This window comes from Roseomonas alba (assembly GCF_019430885.1).
GTDB classification, from domain to species: domain Bacteria; phylum Pseudomonadota; class Alphaproteobacteria; order Acetobacterales; family Acetobacteraceae; genus Neoroseomonas; species Neoroseomonas alba.
Window position 1 is genome coordinate 84122 of record NZ_JAHYBZ010000012.1, and the last position, 17272, is coordinate 101393.

The following is a 17272-nucleotide window of genomic DNA, read 5'->3' on the forward strand; positions in this document are numbered from 1 at the left end:
GGAGAAGCCGCATGCCGAGGATGCCGACCCCCCTCCATCGCCGCGCCCTGCTCGTGGGCGCCGCCGGAACCCTTGCGGCGCCTGCCGCGATCCGCGCGCAGAATGTCGAGCGTCTCAAGCTGCTGCTCGACTGGGGCTGGCTGCCCTACCACTCCACCTTCTTCCTGGCGCAGGAGAAGGGCTACTTCCGCGACGCCGGCGTCGAAGTGGAAGTCGAACAGGGGCGCGGTTCCAACACCACGGCCATCGTGGTCGGGCAGCGCGGCTTCGATATGGGCCATATCAACACGACGAACGTCGCGGCCGCGATCGCCCGCGGCGTGCCGCTGAAATCGGTGGCGCTCTACCAGCATCGCACCTCCGCCTCCTTCGTGGGCATCAAGGGCCGTGTCCGCCTGAGCAGCCCGGAATCGCTGCGCAACATCAAGATCGGCAGCACGCCGGGCGGGTCGGACGGGCTCAGTCTGTCCGTCTTCCGCCGCGCCAACCGCATCCCGGAGAATGCGCTGAACATCATCTCTCTCGATGCCTCGGCGAAGACCGCGGCGCTGCTGACCGGGCAGGTGGATTGCGTCAGCGGCGACAGCCATGCCTATCGCGCTATCGTCCAGGGCGCGGGCTTCGAGCCCGAAGTGATGGAACTGGCAAGCTTCGGCGTGCCGCTGCTCGGCTTCGGCTTCGCGGCGAATGAGCAAGCGATCCGCGAGAAGCCCGAGGCGATCCGCCGCACCCTCGTCGCGGTCAAGCGCGCCATGGCCGACCAGGCCGCCGACACCGACGCCGCCTGCGCGCTGATCAAGAGCAAGGTGCAGGTTGCCGGCAACCAGGCGCAATGCGTGAATTACGCGCGCGGCCTGCAGGCGCTCAGCCAGCCGCCGGCCGACGCGGATTGGGGCCGCGCCAGCGAGGCCGAATGGAGGGCTCTGGTCGACACCCTGACCGCGGTCGGCGAGATCCGCCAGCAAAGACCGCTCGACGCTTACTACACCAACGACTTCGTGCCGGCCTGATCCTCCGTGCACAGTGACCGCTTCGATGCGATCGTCCTCGGTGGCGGCCATAGCGGCCTTGTCTCCGCGGGCTACCTGTCCGGTGCCGGGTTGTCCGTCCTGCTGCTCGAAGCCGGGCCGCGCCTTGGCGGGCCGGTAGCGACGGTCGAATTCATGCCGGGCTATCGCACCGCGATCGCGAATTCGCCGGGGTCGCTGGAGCCCCTGATCGTGCGCGATCTCGAACTCGAGGCCCATGGGCTGCGCATGCAGCCGATCGACCCGACGCTCGTGCATCCGCTCGCCGATGGGAGCCTCTTTGTCGGCTGGCGCGACAAGGCGCGCAGCGCGGCGCAGATGGAAGCCTTCGCGCCAGGGGAGGCCGCCCGCTACGACGCATTCTTCGCCTATCTCCAGGCCTTCGCCGACAAACTCGGCGTGTCGATGTTTGCGCCGCCCCCGGACCTGCAGACGCTGGTGCGGAATCTGACGGCAATCGAGGACCAGGAGGCGTTCGGCCGTATTTTCTTCGGCAGCGTGCGTGACCTCATGGCCCAGTTCGATCTCGCCTGGCAGACCCAGGCGCTGATCGGGCCGATGGCGATCGTGGGCGGCAGCGTCACGCCGTCCAGTCCGGGCACGCCGGCCAATCTGCTCGCGCGGCCGCTATCCCTGGCGTCGCTGCGCGCGGGCGATACCAATGATCCGCGGCGGATGCCACTGCGCGGATCGACCGGCATGCCGATCGGCGGCATGGGTGCGATCATCGACAGCATGGCGGCTTCGGCGCGCGCGCGCGGTGTGGTGATGAAGCTGGATGCGCCGGCGCATCGAATCCTCACCCGCGATGGCATCGTTGATGGCGTCGTAACCCGGCAGGGGGATGTGTATCGCGCATCTCTCGTCATGGCTGCGATCAATCCGCGCGTCACGGTATGCGACCTGCTGCAGGACGACGCCGGGTGGCAGCCTTGGCGCGACCGGATGCGCAAGCGGCCGATGGCCGGCAAGGCCTTCAAGGTCGTCGTCGCGCTGGATGGCGTGCCGCGCTGGCGCAACGCGCCGGCGGATGCCGATCCGCGTGCTCTCATGGCCGCGCAGTTCCGTATCGCGCCGTCGCTCGATTACCTTGAGGATGCGCATGCCGATCTGCTGCTCGGCCGCATTGCAGAAAAGCCCGTCGTCTGGGGTCTGTGCCCGTCTCTGAGCTCGCCCGGCCTCGCGCCGGAGGGCAAGCATGTCCTCAGCCTCAATGTCGGCACCGCGCCCTATCACCTACGTAAGGGCGACTGGGCTGCCGAGCGGGACAGCCTTGCCCGGCGCACCCTCGCCGCCTGCGCCGAGTGGATGCCGAACCTGCCCGACCTCATCACTGATTGGCGGTGCATGGATCCCGAAGACTTCGAGCGTGAATTCGGTCTCGTGGAAGCGAACATGACGCATGGCGACCTCGCGCCCTGGAACAATTTCTGGATGCGCCCCTTGCCTGGCCTGCACGGCTACCGCACGCCGACGCGTGGTCTCTATCTGAGCGGCAACGGTACCTGGCCCGGCAACTTCATTTCCGGTCTGTCGGGCTACAATGCCACGCAGCTCGCCTTGGCCGATCTACGGGCAGGCCAGCTTGCCAAGGCAGTATAGTCATGTCGCACAGAAGCATCGCCCTGGACTGCCACACGCATCTGGCGCCGGTCGTGCCGGAATTGCTGCGGGGCCTGCCTGGCATCGCCTGGCACCCTGACGACAGCCGACTGGTGCTCGACGGCACGGTGACGCTGGCCTCGCCCTCGGTCTTCCGGCCGGAGGCGCTGCTGGCCTGGATGGATGCGCAAGGTGTGCGATGCGCGTGGTATTCGGTGCCGCCGCCGATGTATCGCGATGGCCTTGACGCCGAAGCGGCTGCTACCTGGTGCGCCTATGTGAACCGGGCGTTGCAGATCATCGGGGAACCGCATGGCGGGCGGATCTCACCGACCTTCCTGCTCCCGGTGCGCCATCCGTCTCTCGCTGCCCGCATCGTCGCGGAATGCGGGCCGCAGGGGGCGCGCTTTGCCATGGCGGCCGGCCATGCGGCGTCGGGGGTGATGCTGTCCGATGCGGCCTATGACCCGCTCTGGGCGGCGCTCAATGCGTCAGGCGCCTGCGTGCTGCTCCATCCGACAGCCGGAAGTGACACGCGGCTCAATGCCTTCTTCCTGCACAACCTGCTCGGTGGGCCGGGCGAGACTGCCCTGGCGGCTGCGCATCTCGCACTCGGGCGGGTGATCGAGCGCTTTCCGCGCATCCGGTTCATCCTCTCCCATGGCGGCGGCAGCACGGCGCTGGTAGCGGGTCGGATCGCGCGGGGCCAGGCGGTGCGGCGCCCGGGCGCGGATACCGGCGCACCGCCGATGACGACAGCCCTGCGGCACTTCTTCGTGGACTGCATCACCCATTCCGGCCCGGCCCTGGCGCTGGTCGAGAGGGCTTTCGGACCGGATCGGATCCTCTTCGGGTCGGACTGGCCGTTCTCGATGGGGCTGACCGACCCTTGGGCGCAGCTTGCCGATGTGGCGCCTGACACGCTTGAGCGCCTTCGCATCGCAACGGTGGAGGCCGGCGGTACGAACCCGTCCGATGCGACAGGGACGATATCGGGACGATAGGCGTCAACGGGAGGCAGGCCTGGCCGCATTGCCTGGGTCGTGGCCCGGCGGTGGCCGTTTGTTCGCTGCCTCGCCATCAGGGGACTGCGGTATCGGTGTCGTTGCTTTGCATCAGGCTGCGGCAGTCCCGCTGGCCATCGCACCTCCACCAGTCGGCATGCAGGAGTTGTCCCTCAGTCGGCGGGCTTTTCGTTCTAGCCCAGGCTTTGTGGAGCGCACCATCGAGCCATTGGTGCCCAATGGAGCGCAACGTCCGGACCTGCGGCTGCGCCAGCTCGCGTGCTCCTGGGCCGGATCGCGCAAGGCGACAATCCGGCGGAGCAGCGGGAGCTCGACCACCGCGCAATCACGGTCAAAGAGCTTTGTGAGCGCTATCTCGGGGACGCCAAGGCGAGTCTGATCCTAGGCAAGACGCAACGGCCGAAGAAGGCCTCGACGATCTACACCGACGAGGGGCGCATCAAGCGCCATATCGTCCCGCTGCTCGGCACGTGGCGCGTGAAGGACCTCACCATCCCGGCCTCCTGCCAGAGCGAAAGGCGGTCCAAGCCCGGTTCGGCATGCGGCCCGAGGAGCATCGCCACGTCCGCCCGGCCGCGACGCAGGTCGCTGAGGAGATGCGCGCGATCGCCCTCGATCACGGAGAGATCGACACGACTATGTCGCCCGACAAACCGAAGCAGGGCATCGCGAAACCGACCGAGCGAAGCCGAGAAATAGGTCCCAACGACAAGCTGACCGACGAGGCCTGAGCCAGCGGCTCGCGCCGCACCTTTGGCACCTTCGAGCTCAGCGAACATGCGGAGCGCAGCCCGCAGGAAACGTTCACCAGCAGCGGTCGTCCTGATCCCCGACGGTCGCCGCTCGAACAGCGATACGCCGAGCTCGTCCTCAAGCCCCCTGATCCTTCGACTGACGACCGAGGGCGAGAGCCTCGCCGTTCGTGCCGCCAGGCGGATGCTGCCGTGACGCTCGACATCGCTCGCGAGCTGGAGAGCCCGGAGATTGATCGATCCGTCGAGGTGCCCACGCGTCGGGGCGGAACCGCGCTTCCTTTCCATCGCAGCCAGCCGGACCCTCCGGCCGACCCCGATCCCGGTGGTGCATGGGCCTTGGAGCGCGCCGATGGCGCGCAGGACCGGCCCTCACTGAACATCACGCGCCCGAGCCTGCGAACCGGCTGCAATCACATTTCAGCGGGAGGTGCTTCAGGAAGCGTCAGTGGCGGAACCGTTGCGGGAGAGCCCTCGCTGCGGCGATTCGAATCTGCGGACAAACGAGAACATCGCCCGCCAAGCCAGCTTCGGCTGGCCCGCCCTGCGGAGCCTTTTTCCGCCGACTGCTTCCGTGGTGCTTCCATGAGCACCTGCAGCACGCGGCGGCTGAAAAACGCTTCTGCTAGCGCGTTGATTAGTGTGGAGAATTTGGCGGACCCGAAAGGATTCGAACCTTCGACCTCTGCCTTCGGAGGGCAGCGCTCTATCCAGCTGAGCTACGGGTCCATCGCAGAACCGCATAGCCCAGCCGCGCGCGCGAAGGAAGCCCCACGGCCAAATGGTCTGGTCCTCCGTCTTTCCGCCTGGCCCTGCCTCGCTACCCTGGCGCGTATGACCAAGCCCGCCATCCGCGACAGCCGCCACGAGGACATCCCCGCCATCGCCGCCATCTATGGTCATTGGGTCACCCACGGCCTGGCGAGCTTCGAGCTCGACGCCCCGCCGCCGCCCGAGATGGCCCGCCGGCGCGATGCAATCCTTGGCGCCGGCTATCCCTATCTCGTCGCCGAGCGCGACGGCCGGGTCCTCGGCTACGCCTATGCCTCCGCCTACCGCCCTCGCCCGGCCTACCGCTTCACGGTCGAGAACTCGGTCTATGTCGCCCCCGACGCCGGCCGCGGCGGGGTCGGCCGGACCCTGCTCGCCGCGCTGATCGACCGCTGCGCCGCGCGCGGCTTCCGCCTGATGGTCGCCGTGATCGGCGATTCGGCCAACACACCCTCGATCGCCCTGCACCAGGCCGCCGGCTTCACCCGGGCCGGGCTGCTGCCGGCGGTGGGATGGAAGCACGACCGCTGGGTGGACAGCGTGCTGATGACGCGCCCGCTCGGCCCCGGTGCGGCCATCGCGCCGCTGGGCTGACGCCGCGGCGCAACGCGGTATCCTGTCCGGCAATGACCCATGCCGGACCGCTGGTCGCGACCCTCGTCGTCGGCCTTGCCCTTGCGTTTGCCCTTGGCTTCGCGGCCCGGTTGCTGCGTCTGCCGCCCCTGTTGGGCTACATCGCCGCTGGCGTCGCGGTCGGGCCGCATACGCCGGGCTTCGTCGCCGATCCGACACTGACCGCCGCGCTGGCCGAGATCGGCGTGGCCCTGCTGCTCTTCGCCGTGGGCCTGCATTTCCGGGCGCGGGACCTGATGGCGGTCTGGCGCATCGCGGTGCCGGGCGCGCTCGCGCAGATCGCCCTCGCCACGCTGCTCGGGGCCGGAACGGGGATGCTCGCCTTCGGCCTCGGCGGGCCGCCGGCGCTGGTATTCGGGCTGGCGCTGGCCATTTCCTCCACCGCCGTCGCGACCCGCGCGCTGGATGAACGCGGGCGACTCGGCGGCGAGGCCGGGCGGATCGCCCTCGGCTGGCTGGTCATGCAGGATCTGGTGGTGGTGCTCGCCCTGGTACTGCTGCCTGCGCTCGCCGATGCGCACCAGGCAGACAATTTGGCTGCCACGCTCGGCGCAACGCTTCTGCAACTGGTCGGCTTCATCGCCGCCATGGCGATCGGTGGGCGGGTGCTGCTGCCCTGGCTGCTCGCCCGCGTCGCGGCGACGGGCTCGCGGGAGCTCTTCACCCTCGCCGTCATCGTCGCCGCGCTCGGCACGGCCTTCGGCGCGTCGGCACTGTTCGGCGTGTCGCCCGCGCTCGGCGCCTTCTTCGCCGGGGTGCTGCTGGGGGAAAGCCCGCTCGGCCACCAGGCCGCGGCCGATACCGTGCCGCTGCAACGTGTCTTCGTCGCCCTGTTCTTCGTGTCGATCGGCGCGGTGGTGGAACCGGAGGCGATGCTCGCCCTACCCGGTGCGTCCTTCGCGACCCTGCTCAGCGTGCTGCTCGGCACAGGCGGCGCGATTCTCGGCCTGCTGCTGCTGATGCGCGTGCCGCTGCCGGCCGCCGCAACGGTCGCCGGCGCCATGGCGCAGATCGGCGAATTCTCCTTCCTGCTCGCGCAGCTCGCCATCGGCGCCGGCCTATTGCCGGTGGAAACGCGCGGCCCGCTGCTCGTCGCGGCGACCCTGACCATCGTCGCGACGCCCCTGACGCAGTTCCTCACCGATCGCCTGGCGCTGTGGATCGAGGGCACGCGCCGCGTCCAGGTCTGGCTCGCGCGCCGGGGCAGGGCACGGCTGTCCAGCCCGCCGCCGCAGGGGCTGGAAGACCATGCCATCCTGGTCGGGCATGGCCGCGTCGGGCGCGTCGTCGCCCAGGCGCTGCAACGCCACGGCCGGCCCTATGTGGTGATCGAGGCCGACCACGCCGCGGCCTCGGCCCTGCGCGCCGCCGGCACTCCGGTCGTCTGGGGCGACGCCGCGCGGCCCGAGGTGCTGCACGCCGCGCGGCCCGAAACGGCCCGCATGATCGTGCTCGCCATGCCCGAGGCCGCCGGCTGCCGCCGCGTGCTTGACATCGCCCGCGCCGCCAACCCCGCCATCATCGCCGCCGCCCGCGCGCATGATGAGGAGGAAGCCGCCTTCCTCGAACGCGAACAGGGCATGGGCCTGGTGGTGATGGGGGAGCGGGAGATCGCCCTTGGCATGGCCGACTACGCCATGACGCGGCTCGGCGTCACGGTCGAGGCATCCCAGCGCACGGTGGAGGATCTGCGCGCCGGACGCTGAGAGACCGTTTGAAAAGTCCGGCACCGGCCCGCACCCCCACCCGGCCTCCCAACGACAGTATGCTGAATTGGGTGACCGGGTGGGGGTGCGGGCCGGTGCCGGACATGGAAATGCGCCGAACGGCGCGTTTCCAGACGGTCTCTGACCCTATCCGTCCTCTCGCACATCGGCCGCCGCGGCGCCGGAGATGCGCAGCAGCTCCTTGGGCGTCGAACGGAATACATGCCGCGGCGATCCCGCCGCCGCCCAGACGTCGCCCAGCGCCAGCAGATCCTGATCCAGCAGCACGATCGGCGGTGCCAGGTGCCCGACCGGCGAGACCCCACCGATCGCGAAGCCCGTGGTGTCGCGCACCCAGGTCCCGTCCGCGCGCTTCACCGGCTGGCCGATGGCGGCCGCGACCTTGCCCATATCGACCCTGTTGGCGCCGGACGCGATGACCAGCACCGCCCGCGCGCCGGCGCGGAAGACAATGGATTTGGCGATCTGCGCGACGTCGCAGCCGACCGCCGCGGCGGCATCGGCGGCGCTGCGCGTGCCTTCGGGGAAGGCGGCAATGGTGTCCGGATGCCCCGCCTCCGCCAGCGCGGCGCGGACCCGGTCGATGGAAGAGGAACCGCTCATGCCCCCGCCGCTACCACAGCCCGAGCCCGCCGCCGAGGGCCAGCACCCCGGCGATGACCAGCGCCAGCAGCGTCAGGGCGATGCCGGCCGCGCGCAGCGGAACGATGTCGGGTTCCTGCGACAGGCCGATCGCATGCAGCACGCGCCCGACCAGCATCGCCATCCCCGCCGCATGCAGCGCCCAGCCCGGCGCGCCGCATAGCTCCGCCGCCGCAATCGCCACCAGAAACAGCGGCACGTATTCGGCGAAGTTGGCATGGACGCGGACCGCCCGTTCCAGCAGCCGGTTCCCGCCGGTGCCGAGCATGATCCCGCTCGGCTGCCGCACGGCGAAGACGCGCAGGGTCAACAGGATGAACAGGGCGATCAGCAGCCCGGCATAACTTGCGGTGATCTGGGGCATGCGCTCTCCACGGTTCGACAGGGGCGGCCCGACGCGCCATATGCCCGCCGTGACCGAACCTCTCGCCCTCTACATCCACTGGCCCTTCTGTGCCGCCAAGTGCCCGTATTGCGACTTCAACTCGCATGTCCGGGACCGTGTGGACGAGACCCGCTTCCGCGCCGCCCTGCGCCGCGAGCTGGCACATGAGGCCGCGCGGGTCGGTCGCCGCCCGCTGGCCAGCATTTTCTTCGGCGGCGGCACGCCCTCCCTGATGTCCCCCGACACCGTCGCGGCGCTGATCGAGGACGCCCGCACGCATTTCGACATGGCAGAGGACATCGAGATCACCCTCGAAGCCAATCCGACCAGCGTCGAATCCGCCAAGCTGCGCGCCTTCCGCGAGGCCGGCGTGAACCGCGCCAGCCTCGGCGTTCAGTCGCTCGAGGAGGAGGCGCTGCGCTTCCTCGGCCGCCGCCACGACACCGCGCAGGCGATCGCGGCGCTGGAGGCCGCGCGTGCCATCTTCCCCCGCCTATCCTTCGACCTGATCTATGCCCGCCCCGGCCAGGCCGAATCCGCCTGGCGCGCCGAACTCCGCCGCGCCCTGGCGCTCGCCGCGGATCACCTCTCGCTCTACCAGCTCACCATCGAGCCGGGCACGCAGTTCGCCACGCTGCACGCCCGCGGCGCCTTCGCCCTGCCCGAAGGCGACGACGCCGCCCGCCTGTATCTCGCCACCGCCGAGGAAGCCGCGCGCTTCGGCCTCGCCGCCTATGAGGTCAGCAACTACGCCAAGCCCGGCGCGGAGAGCCGCCACAACCTCGCCTATTGGCGCTATGGCGACTATCTCGGCATCGGCGCCGGCGCGCATCAGCGCCTGCTGCGCGACGGCACCATGATCGCCACGCGCCGCCACCGCGCGCCCGAGGAATGGGCCGCCCGCGTCGAACGCGACGGCCATGCGGCGGTGGAGGAAGAACACCTCGCCCCCGCCGAGCGCGCCCGCGAGGCCCTGCTGATGGGCCTGCGCCTCACCGAAGGCATCGACCCCGCACGCATCGAAGCGCGATCCGGCCTGCCCTTCGCCACGACCGTCGACCCGGCCATGCTCGCCGCCCTGATCGACGAGGACTACCTGGTCTGGACGCAAGCTGGCCGTCTGCGTGCGACGGAGGAGGGAATCCTCCGCCTCGACGCTCTGCTCCCCGTACTCCTGCGGTAGCACGCGGTTTCGGCAACCATTCCGCGATCCTCCGCGTTTCCCCGTCAGATGGCCGCATGGCGCGGCCCGGAACAGGAGGTCGGGACCATGCGTTCGATCATTCTCTACCTGCTGGGTGTGCCCATCGTGGTCATCATCCTGCTCAACGTTTTCCACCTGATCTGATCGGGCGGCCCGCGCCTTTCCACACATTGAGAGAGGAGAAGCCAACCATGATCCGCAGCTTTCCCGCCATCATCGCCCTCGCCGCCGGCCTCGGCCTCGCCGCCTGCGGCACCTCGCCCGGCGAGCGCGCCGTGTCCGGCGGCCTGCTCGGCGCCGGCGCGGGCGCCGCGGTGGGGTCCTTCTCCGGCAACGCCGGCACCGGCGCCCTGATCGGCGGCGCGCTGGGCGCGGTGGGCGGCGCGGCGACGTCGCCGAATACCGTGAACCTGGGCGACCCCGCCTGGCGGTAAGCGGCGGCCAAGCGTTTAGGCGCGCATCGGAGGGGCCCTGCCCCTCCGAACCACCCCGCGAGGTGCTTGGAGCACCTGGACCGCAATCGATTGGCGCCAAGCACGACAGACACGCCGCACCCGCCAAAACGCGCTCCGGGCGTAAGGGTGGGTTTCGGCTCTCATGCTGTCAGGGGCGCCCAGCGCCAAGTTGAGGTTGCAAAGGTCTTTCGGCCTTTGCCGGGATGGCTTGGAGGAGCAAAGCCCCTCCAATTCCACGGTCGAGGCCCGAACGGGCCGCCCTGTCCGGTTGCATGCGCCGGGTTTCCGGACCACATAGGTCGGGAATTCAGACCTTCCGCGGAAGTTCGCCATGTTCATCGAGACCGAAGCCACCCCCAATCCCGCCACGCTGAAGTTCCTGCCCGGGCGCGACGTCCTGGGCGATCGCGGCACGGCGGATTTCACCGCGGCCGAGGACACGGCCGGACGATCCCCGCTCGCCGAGCGTGTCTTCCAGGTCGGCGAGGTGGCGCGCGTCTTCCTCGGTGGCGATTTCGTCACCGTTACGAAGACGACGGACGCCGACTGGACACTGCTGCGCCCGCGCGTGCTCGGCGCGATCATGGAGCACTATCTGTCGGGCCTGCCCGTGCTCGAGGCCGGTGAGGCCGAGGGTGAACACGGCGAGGACTACGACCCGGTGGATGAGGAAGTCGTCTCGCAGATCAAGGAACTGCTCGACACCCGCGTCCGCCCGGCGGTCGCCGGCGATGGCGGCGACATCGTCTTCCGCGGCTTCCGCGAGGGTATCGTGCGACTGCACATGCAGGGGGCCTGCTCGGGCTGCCCGTCCTCCCGCGCCACCCTGAAGCACGGCGTCGAGAACATGCTGCGCCATTACGTGCCGGAAGTGGTCGCGGTGGAGCAGGTCGAAGCCTGAGAGACCGTTTGAATCGTCCGGCACCCCCACCCGGCCACCCATCCAGGATACTGCCGTTGGGTGACCGGGTGGGGGTGCCGGCCGGTGCCGGACATGGATATGCGCCGATCGGCGCATTTCCAAACGGTCTCTGACCCGTCATTCACGGAACTGATCGCCGCCATCAGCCCCACGCCCTGGTGGGGTTGCGGCGCGCGGGCTTATGCGGTGGCATCGCAGCATTTCCCATCCAGGACATCGACATGGCCCACGAGACGATCGACGCCGCCGCACTCGACCAGCTGTTCCGCGAGGCCCGCACGCAGAACAAATGGCAGGACCGGCCGGTGCCGGATGCCAAGCTCCACGAACTCTACGACCTGGTGAAGCTCGGCCCGACCAGCGCCAATGCCTCGCCGGCCCGCTTCGTCTTCGTGCGCACGCCGGAAGGCAAGGCCAAGCTGAAGGAGGCGCTGTCCTCGGGCAACATGGAGAAGACGATGACCGCCCCGGTCACCGTTATCGTCGCCCATGACCTCGACTTCCACGAGAAGCTGCCGACGCTCTTCCCGCATGCGCCGGATGCGAAGAACTGGTTCACCTCGAGCCCGTCCTTCGCCGAGCAGACCGCCTTCCGCAACGGCTCGCTGCAGGGCGCCTACCTGATCCTGGCGGCCCGCGCGGTCGGCCTCGATGCCGGTCCGATGAGCGGCTTCAACAACGCCAAGGTGGATGAGCTGTTCTTCGCCGGCACGCGCTGGAAGTCGAACTTCCTGATCAACCTCGGCTATGGCGACCCCGCGGGCCTGTTCGAGCGCAACCCGCGCCTGAGCTTCGAGGAAGCCGCCCGTTTCGAGTAATCCGGGTCACAGCGCATCGGGCCGGCCGCGATGGTTCGCCTGTTCGCCTCCTTCGCTGGAAATCTGGCGAAGTGGGCGAGCAGGACATCGGGGGGCGACCTGAAACGCTTCACGGCACGATTCGTATCCAGCTTGAAACTGTCGGCGCGGCGGTCGATCCTTGTGGCCACATCGCTATTTCGGCAGGAACGCGCAGCATGCCTCGACGCCTTCTGACCGCCGCCGCCGCGCTGATCGGGCTAATGGCCGCGCCGGAATTTGCCTTCGCCCAGAAGGGCCAGAACCCGGCCGAGAGTCGGCCCGCCGTGATGCCATTCGGCAGCGTGGGCGCTGACGGTGCTGCCGCGATCGGGGCCGGGCTGCGCCTGTTCCCGGCCGCGGCCGGTTCGCCCATGGCCCCAGCCAACCCGGCACCGGCACCCGCCTCGGTGCCCGTGGCGCCGTCGGGTGCTGCCGGTCCGGCGGTGAAGCCCGTCGCTGCTGCCGCACGGCCGGCTCAGCCCAACTTGCCTACGACCAAGCCAGCCGCAGCGGGCGCGCCCGCCGGGGCGCCCGCCGTGCTGCGCAGCCCGACGGCCTTCGCGCCGGATCCGTCCATCACGGCACGTGTGCGCCAGCAGGTCTTGGCTACTGCCCTGCCGACCAGCCCCGATCCGGACGCTCTCCGTGCCACCGTGAACAGCGGCCGGCCCTGGCAGGAATTCGACCAGCTGTTGACCCAGCATGGCTATGACCCGCGCGACTTGGCCGATGTCGTCGCGGCCTTCTACCTGATCGCCTGGGAGGTCGCGACCGGCGGCGATGCGCTTGCCCAGCCTGCCGGCATTGCCGCGGTGCGCGGCCAGGCGCGGCAGATGCTCGCGACCAACCAGGCGATGGCGCGCTTATCCGAGGCGGAACGCCAGGCGACGGCGGAGACCCTCGCCTTTCACGCCATGGCCATCGCCGCGCGCAACCAGGACCTGCACAATGCCGGCGGAGGGCCTCAGGTGGCCGCATACCGCACCGAAGTGGCGAATGCGGTCGCGCAATGGCAGGGGATCGACCTGCGGCGCTTCGCCCTGATGCCGAGCGGGTTCCAGGAGCGCTGAGGGAGCGTTGGAGGATTGTCCCTCCGAATCGTCCATGATCCGGGGGGGGGAGGTGCCGAGGCTCGGCGCGGATCTGACAGACCCGTGAAATATGCGTGGGGAAGGATCAGGCGCCGATCGTCGACGGGCACCTACAGCAGATCCTGTCCGGATGAACTCATCTGGACAGGTGAAGATGCTCGCAAAAACAAGCATCTAGAGCATTGCAGGTGAACGGAAGTTTGCCGGAAACGCTCTAGCGTCGCTCCGACGTTTCCGGGCGCTCTGACGCCAGCGGCCTTGCCGATCCGATACTCCGCATTGCCGCATTCGTGCCTGCGGTGGCGACAACGTCGTCAAGGTTGATGTCGCGCTGCCTGGTTGAGACGGGGCTCCGACAGGCTGCTAGAAGGCCTGGATGCTGATCTGCCGTGACCTCGCCTCCCTCCGCGCCGCTACCGCCTCGCTGCGGGCTGCCGGTAAACGCCTCGCCCTGGTGCCCACCATGGGGGCACTGCATGACGGGCACCTCGCCCTGGTTGCCGCCGGGCGCCAGGCCGCTGATGCCGTGGCCACGTCCATCTTCGTCAATCCGCTGCAATTCAATGCGAATGAGGATCTGTCGCGCTATCCGCGCGACGAGGAGGGCGACCTCGGGAAGCTGCAGGCCGCCGGCTGTGACCTGGTTTGGATGCCGCCCGTCGAGGCCATGTATCCGCCCGGCAGTGCCACGGTGATCGAGGTCGCGGGCCCGACCGCCGGGTGGGAAGGCGATGCCCGCCCCGGCCATTTCCGTGGTGTCGCGACGGTCTGCTGCAAGCTGTTCCTGCAATCCCAGGCCGAGGTTGCCGCCTTCGGCGAGAAGGACTGGCAGCAGTTGCAGGTCGTCACCCGCATGGCCACCGATCTCGACATTCCCATCCGCATCCTTCCGGTGCCGACCGTGCGGGAGCCGGATGGGCTCGCCATGTCCTCGCGCAACCGGTTCCTCTCTGTCGAGGACCGCGCGACCGCACCCGTGCTGTACCGGACAATGACCCGCGCGGCATCGGAGATCGCCGCCGGCCGCGCGGTCGGCCCCGCGCTGGCTGATAGCATCGAGGCGCTGCGTGACACCGGCTTCGCGCCGGACTACCTCGCGCTGGTAGAAGCCGAGACGCTGAAGCCGCTGACCGCGCGGCGCCCGGGCGGCCCGATGCGGATCATCGCGGCAGCACGGCTCGGGACGGTGCGGCTGTTGGACAACATTCCCGTCTGACAGCCGACGGACCTGGGGGGATCTGCCTCTGCACTTGCCCGAAGGATTTCGCTGCGATCCCGGATCGGCCATGCCATGATCCGGCTATCGAGCCCTTCGGGATCTGCGCCATGCGCCACCTCGCCGTCGCCCTGCTTCTTGCCGTCGCCATCGCCGCGCCCGCTGGCGCCCAGGTGATGTACAATGGCTGGAATATTGGCCCCGACTATGGGGCCATGGTCGACCAGGTGAACCGCGACCGCGCCGCCCAGATGCAGCAGATGCAACAGGGTGAGCAATGGGTCATCCAGCAGGCCATGCAGGACCCCATCTGCCAGCAATACTATGCCCAGCACCGCGCCCAGGGCGGCCAGACCCCTTGGCCCGCCTTCGCCTACCAATGCGCCGCCACCGGCCGCTTCTCACGCGAAGGCATGCAGGCTTTTCGCGACAATGAAAGCCGCAATCAGCGCGCCGAGCAGGATCGCTACCGCGCCTTGCAGGACGCCGAGCGTCAGCGCGGCATGGCCCAGGGCCAATGGGCGGACGGTTACGGCCGCAACCAAGCCGAGATGGGTCGCGTGATGCAGGGCCAGCAGACCTGGACGGACCCGCGGACTGGCCAGCAACAGGTGTTGCCCTACACGGGCGGCGCCATCACGCGCGACCCCGCCACCGGCCGCGTCTACGGCCGCGACGCCAGCGGACAGCAATATGTCCAGGGCTCCGATGGCCTGTGGTACGCCCTGCGGCCTGGCTGGTGAGCCGAGCTCCGCCTGCTCCCCCGTGCATGGCGGATCACTGGAATTTCCGCGAACGCACCGGGTCAACAGGCATCTGAAGGCGGCGTCTTTCCAAGTGCCCGCTTCGATCCGCGACTGCGGCTATCGGAGGGGCAACGCCCCTCCGGTTCTACAGCCGAAGCAGCCCAGTAGGGTCTGCAGCGAGGAGAAGTCCGGAGGGGAACGATACCCCTCCGCTCTCATCCCTCACAGCGCGTGCATGGGCGCCGCGATCGCCTGGTCCATGTCCCACTTCGCGAGCGTATTCCAGCCGCGCTCATACTGCGGCGGGATGCCAAGCGCCCCAGCGCGGCCCAGTTCCGCCGCCGCGCGCATCGGCCAGTAGGGTTCGCGAAGCAGCACGCGGGCCAGCAGGATCAGGTCGGCCTTGCCCTCGGCCAGGATCTGCTGGGCCTGCTTCGGCTCGGTGATCAGGCCGACGGCCGCGACGGGGATGCCCGCGCCGTGCTTCACCGCCTCGGCGCCCGGCACCTGGTAGCCCGGCCCAAGCACGATCTTCTGCCCGGCATCGAGACCGCCGGAGGACACGTCCATCAGGTCCACGCCGAGCGCCTTCACGCGGCGGGCGAGTTCGACGCTCTCCTCGGTCGTCCAGCCGCCATCCACCCAGTCGGTGTGGGAGATACGCAGTGCCAGCGGCATGTCGGCCGGGATCGCGGCGCGGACAGCCGTCGCCATTTCCCGCACGAAGCGGGTGCGGCCTTCGAAGTCACCGCCCCAGGAATCATTGCGGCGGTTGCTGATCGGGCTGAGGAACTGGTGGCCGAGATAGCCATGCGCGCCATGGATCTCGATGAAGCGGTAACCGGCCTTCACGGCGCGCTTCGCGGCTTCGGCGAAGGCGGTGATGGTGGCGCCGATCTCGGCCTCGGTCATGGCGTGCGGCACGGCGAAGCCTTCGAAGGCCTCAGCCGAAGGCGCCATGGTGGTCCAGGAGTTCTTCGCCGGGCCGTGCACCCAGGGCGCGGCGCGCGATGCCTTGCGCCCGGCATGGGCGATCTGGATGCCGGCGACCGACCCGGCCGCGTGAATGGCCGCGACCATGCGCGCATGGGCGGCCATCTGCGTGTCGTTCCAGATGCCGACATCGGCGGGGGTGATGCGGCCTTCCGGCAGCACGGCCGAGGCTTCGGTGATCACCAGGCCCGCGCCGCCCACGGCGCGCGAGACGAGGTGCTGCATGTGCCAGTCGGTCGGCACTCCATCCTCACGGCACGAATACATGCACATGGGCGAGACGCCGATGCGGTTCTTCAGCGTGAGGCCACGCAGGGTGAAGGGCGAGAAGAGATCGCTCACGAGGCAGGACCCTCAGTGTTGGGTGGCGAGGACCATGGGGGCAGCCGCCCCAGCCGGTTCTCCAGGATGGCGAACCATGTGGGCTGTCCGGCCGGTCTGGGAAGAAGGAAACCCGCGGCGTCGGTCGGGAAGCGCGAGAGCGTCACGGCATCGCGGACATTGCCGCCCACCGCCTCGACGACGCCCGACGCGACGCGCACCACGATATCGCAATGCATGGGGCGGAAGTGGCCGGTCTCGGCCACGCGGTCGCGCCAGGACGTCAGTGGCGCGCGCGACCGGTCCGCGCAGACCAGGTCGCCGACCCGCGGGGCACGCTCGGTGACCTCACGGGGCACGAAGGGCGCGGTCGCCGGGAAGCGCTGCGCATCGGCGATCAGCGCATCCAGGTAGAAGGCGTGCGCGGCCGAAGGCGGGAACTCCCGCGCATCGATCCCGGCGCTGCGCATGACGAAGGAGATGAAGGCGGCCGACCAGGCAGGCTCCCGCCAGAGCTGCGGACTGTTCTCGCGATACAGGACGCGGTTTCGCGCGATCGGCGCTGCGCCTTCCGGCACTGCGCGCCAATAGGCCAGGACGCGAGGGAAATTCGCCGGAGCGGATTCAAGGTCAGGCGATATGGCCGCGGCATCCTGGCGCCCCCAGTCGATCCATTCGGCCTCGGCGATGCGCAGCACGCGCTCGCGGGCGGCGGGCGGGTAGGAGAGCGGCGGTTCCGGGGGCGGCTGGGCGGCGCAGGCGGCGAGGGACAGCGCGGCAGCGAGGAGGGGGGCTTTGCCCCCCTCCGAACCCGCGAAGCAGTGCTTCGCGCCCACCAAAGGCCACAGTGCCTTTGGAAACCATGACCTGGCGCCCTGCGCCACGGCTGCGCCGGATGGCGGAAGCACCCGCTGGGCTCG

The 17272-nt window shown here is 69.4% G+C and carries 17 protein-coding genes, 1 tRNA gene and 1 pseudogene; 13 read left to right on the plus strand and 6 right to left on the minus strand.

The genetic code is table 11. The features are described 5' to 3' along the window. Positions 1-11 precede the first annotated feature (11 nt). The 4 genes and pseudogenes from KPL78_RS27065 to KPL78_RS30940 all read left to right on the plus strand — a co-directional run. Positions 12-1010, plus strand: a complete 999-nt coding sequence (locus KPL78_RS27065; RefSeq protein WP_219766279.1) for an ABC transporter substrate-binding protein — start codon at positions 12-14, stop codon at positions 1008-1010. A gap of 6 nt (positions 1011-1016) precedes the next feature. Next, positions 1017-2630: a phytoene desaturase family protein gene (locus KPL78_RS30935; protein ID WP_219766281.1), complete on the plus strand. Its 1614-nt coding sequence runs from the start codon at positions 1017-1019 to the stop codon at positions 2628-2630. A gap of 2 nt (positions 2631-2632) precedes the next feature. Next, positions 2633-3634, plus strand: coding sequence for an amidohydrolase family protein (locus KPL78_RS27075; RefSeq protein WP_219766283.1), 1002 nt, complete (start codon positions 2633-2635; stop codon positions 3632-3634). 279 nt (positions 3635-3913) lie between these two features. Continuing rightward, positions 3914-4120: pseudogene (locus tag KPL78_RS30940) on the plus strand (integrase); the annotation flags it as partial. Here KPL78_RS30940 and KPL78_RS30565 read toward each other — a convergent pair. Next, positions 4075-4695 carry a LysR family transcriptional regulator gene (locus KPL78_RS30565; protein WP_369412876.1) on the minus strand — a complete coding sequence of 207 codons (621 nt, stop codon included), beginning with the start codon at positions 4693-4695 and terminating at the stop codon, positions 4075-4077. The pseudogene KPL78_RS30940 and the gene KPL78_RS30565 sit on opposite strands and share 46 nt — an antisense overlap. Before the next feature lie 364 nt (positions 4696-5059). After that, a tRNA-Arg gene (locus tag KPL78_RS27085) sits at positions 5060-5136 on the minus strand. A gap of 105 nt (positions 5137-5241) precedes the next feature. Between KPL78_RS27085 and KPL78_RS27090 the strand changes: the two genes are divergently transcribed. Next, positions 5242-5772 (plus strand): GNAT family N-acetyltransferase, encoded by a 531-nt coding sequence (locus KPL78_RS27090; RefSeq protein ID WP_219766285.1) that lies wholly within the window; start codon positions 5242-5244, stop codon positions 5770-5772. A 32-nt stretch (positions 5773-5804) separates the two neighbouring features. Beyond that, positions 5805-7517 (plus strand): cation:proton antiporter, encoded by a 1713-nt coding sequence (locus KPL78_RS27095; RefSeq protein WP_219766287.1) that lies wholly within the window; start codon positions 5805-5807, stop codon positions 7515-7517. A gap of 147 nt (positions 7518-7664) precedes the next feature. Here KPL78_RS27095 and KPL78_RS27100 read toward each other — a convergent pair whose 3' ends face one another. Together KPL78_RS27100 and KPL78_RS27105 are read right to left on the minus strand one after the other, a co-directional pair. Then, a complete protein-coding gene (locus KPL78_RS27100) occupies positions 7665-8141 on the minus strand; it encodes a YbaK/EbsC family protein (protein ID WP_219766289.1) in 477 nt (158 codons plus the stop codon). 10 nt (positions 8142-8151) lie between these two features. Beyond that, positions 8152-8544, minus strand: a complete 393-nt coding sequence (locus tag KPL78_RS27105; RefSeq protein WP_219766291.1) for an MAPEG family protein — start codon at positions 8542-8544, stop codon at positions 8152-8154. A 40-nt stretch (positions 8545-8584) separates the two neighbouring features. On the opposite strand from KPL78_RS27105, the gene hemW reads away from it, so the two are divergent. The 7 genes from hemW (at position 8585) to KPL78_RS27140 (ending at position 15035) form a co-directional block, all read left to right on the plus strand. Continuing rightward, positions 8585-9748: a radical SAM family heme chaperone HemW gene (gene hemW / locus KPL78_RS27110; protein WP_219766389.1), complete on the plus strand. Its 1164-nt coding sequence runs from the start codon at positions 8585-8587 to the stop codon at positions 9746-9748. Between the two features lie 212 nt (positions 9749-9960). Next, complete coding sequence (locus KPL78_RS27115; RefSeq protein ID WP_219766292.1) at positions 9961-10203, plus strand: YMGG-like glycine zipper-containing protein; 243 nt, start codon at positions 9961-9963, stop codon at positions 10201-10203. A gap of 352 nt (positions 10204-10555) precedes the next feature. Beyond that, on the plus strand, positions 10556-11125 hold the full coding sequence (locus KPL78_RS27120; protein WP_219766294.1) for a NifU family protein: 570 nt from the start codon (positions 10556-10558) through the stop codon (positions 11123-11125). Positions 11126-11367: 242 nt separating this feature from the next. Next, entirely contained in the window at positions 11368-11964 is a 597-nt protein-coding gene (locus tag KPL78_RS27125; protein ID WP_219766296.1) for a malonic semialdehyde reductase, read from the plus strand. Between the two features lie 197 nt (positions 11965-12161). Continuing rightward, the gene (locus KPL78_RS27130) at positions 12162-13055 is read left to right on the plus strand and encodes a DUF6683 family protein (RefSeq protein WP_219766298.1); all 894 of its coding nucleotides are present in this window, start codon (positions 12162-12164) and stop codon (positions 13053-13055) included. Between the two features lie 397 nt (positions 13056-13452). Further along, on the plus strand, positions 13453-14292 hold the full coding sequence (panC, locus tag KPL78_RS27135; protein WP_219766300.1) for a pantoate--beta-alanine ligase: 840 nt from the start codon (positions 13453-13455) through the stop codon (positions 14290-14292). 110 nt (positions 14293-14402) lie between these two features. After that, a complete protein-coding gene (locus KPL78_RS27140) occupies positions 14403-15035 on the plus strand; it encodes a hypothetical protein (RefSeq protein WP_219766302.1) in 633 nt (210 codons plus the stop codon). 225 nt (positions 15036-15260) lie between these two features. Here KPL78_RS27140 and KPL78_RS27145 read toward each other — a convergent pair whose 3' ends face one another. Together KPL78_RS27145 and KPL78_RS27150 are read right to left on the minus strand one after the other, a co-directional pair. Then, the gene (locus tag KPL78_RS27145; protein ID WP_219766304.1) at positions 15261-16373 is read right to left on the minus strand and encodes an NADH:flavin oxidoreductase/NADH oxidase; all 1113 of its coding nucleotides are present in this window, start codon (positions 16371-16373) and stop codon (positions 15261-15263) included. Continuing rightward, positions 16370-17188 (minus strand): DUF2272 domain-containing protein, encoded by an 819-nt coding sequence (locus tag KPL78_RS27150; RefSeq protein WP_369412878.1) that lies wholly within the window; start codon positions 17186-17188, stop codon positions 16370-16372. Before KPL78_RS27150 ends, KPL78_RS27145 begins: the two co-directional genes overlap by 4 nt. Between the last annotated feature and the right edge of the window lie 84 nt (positions 17189-17272).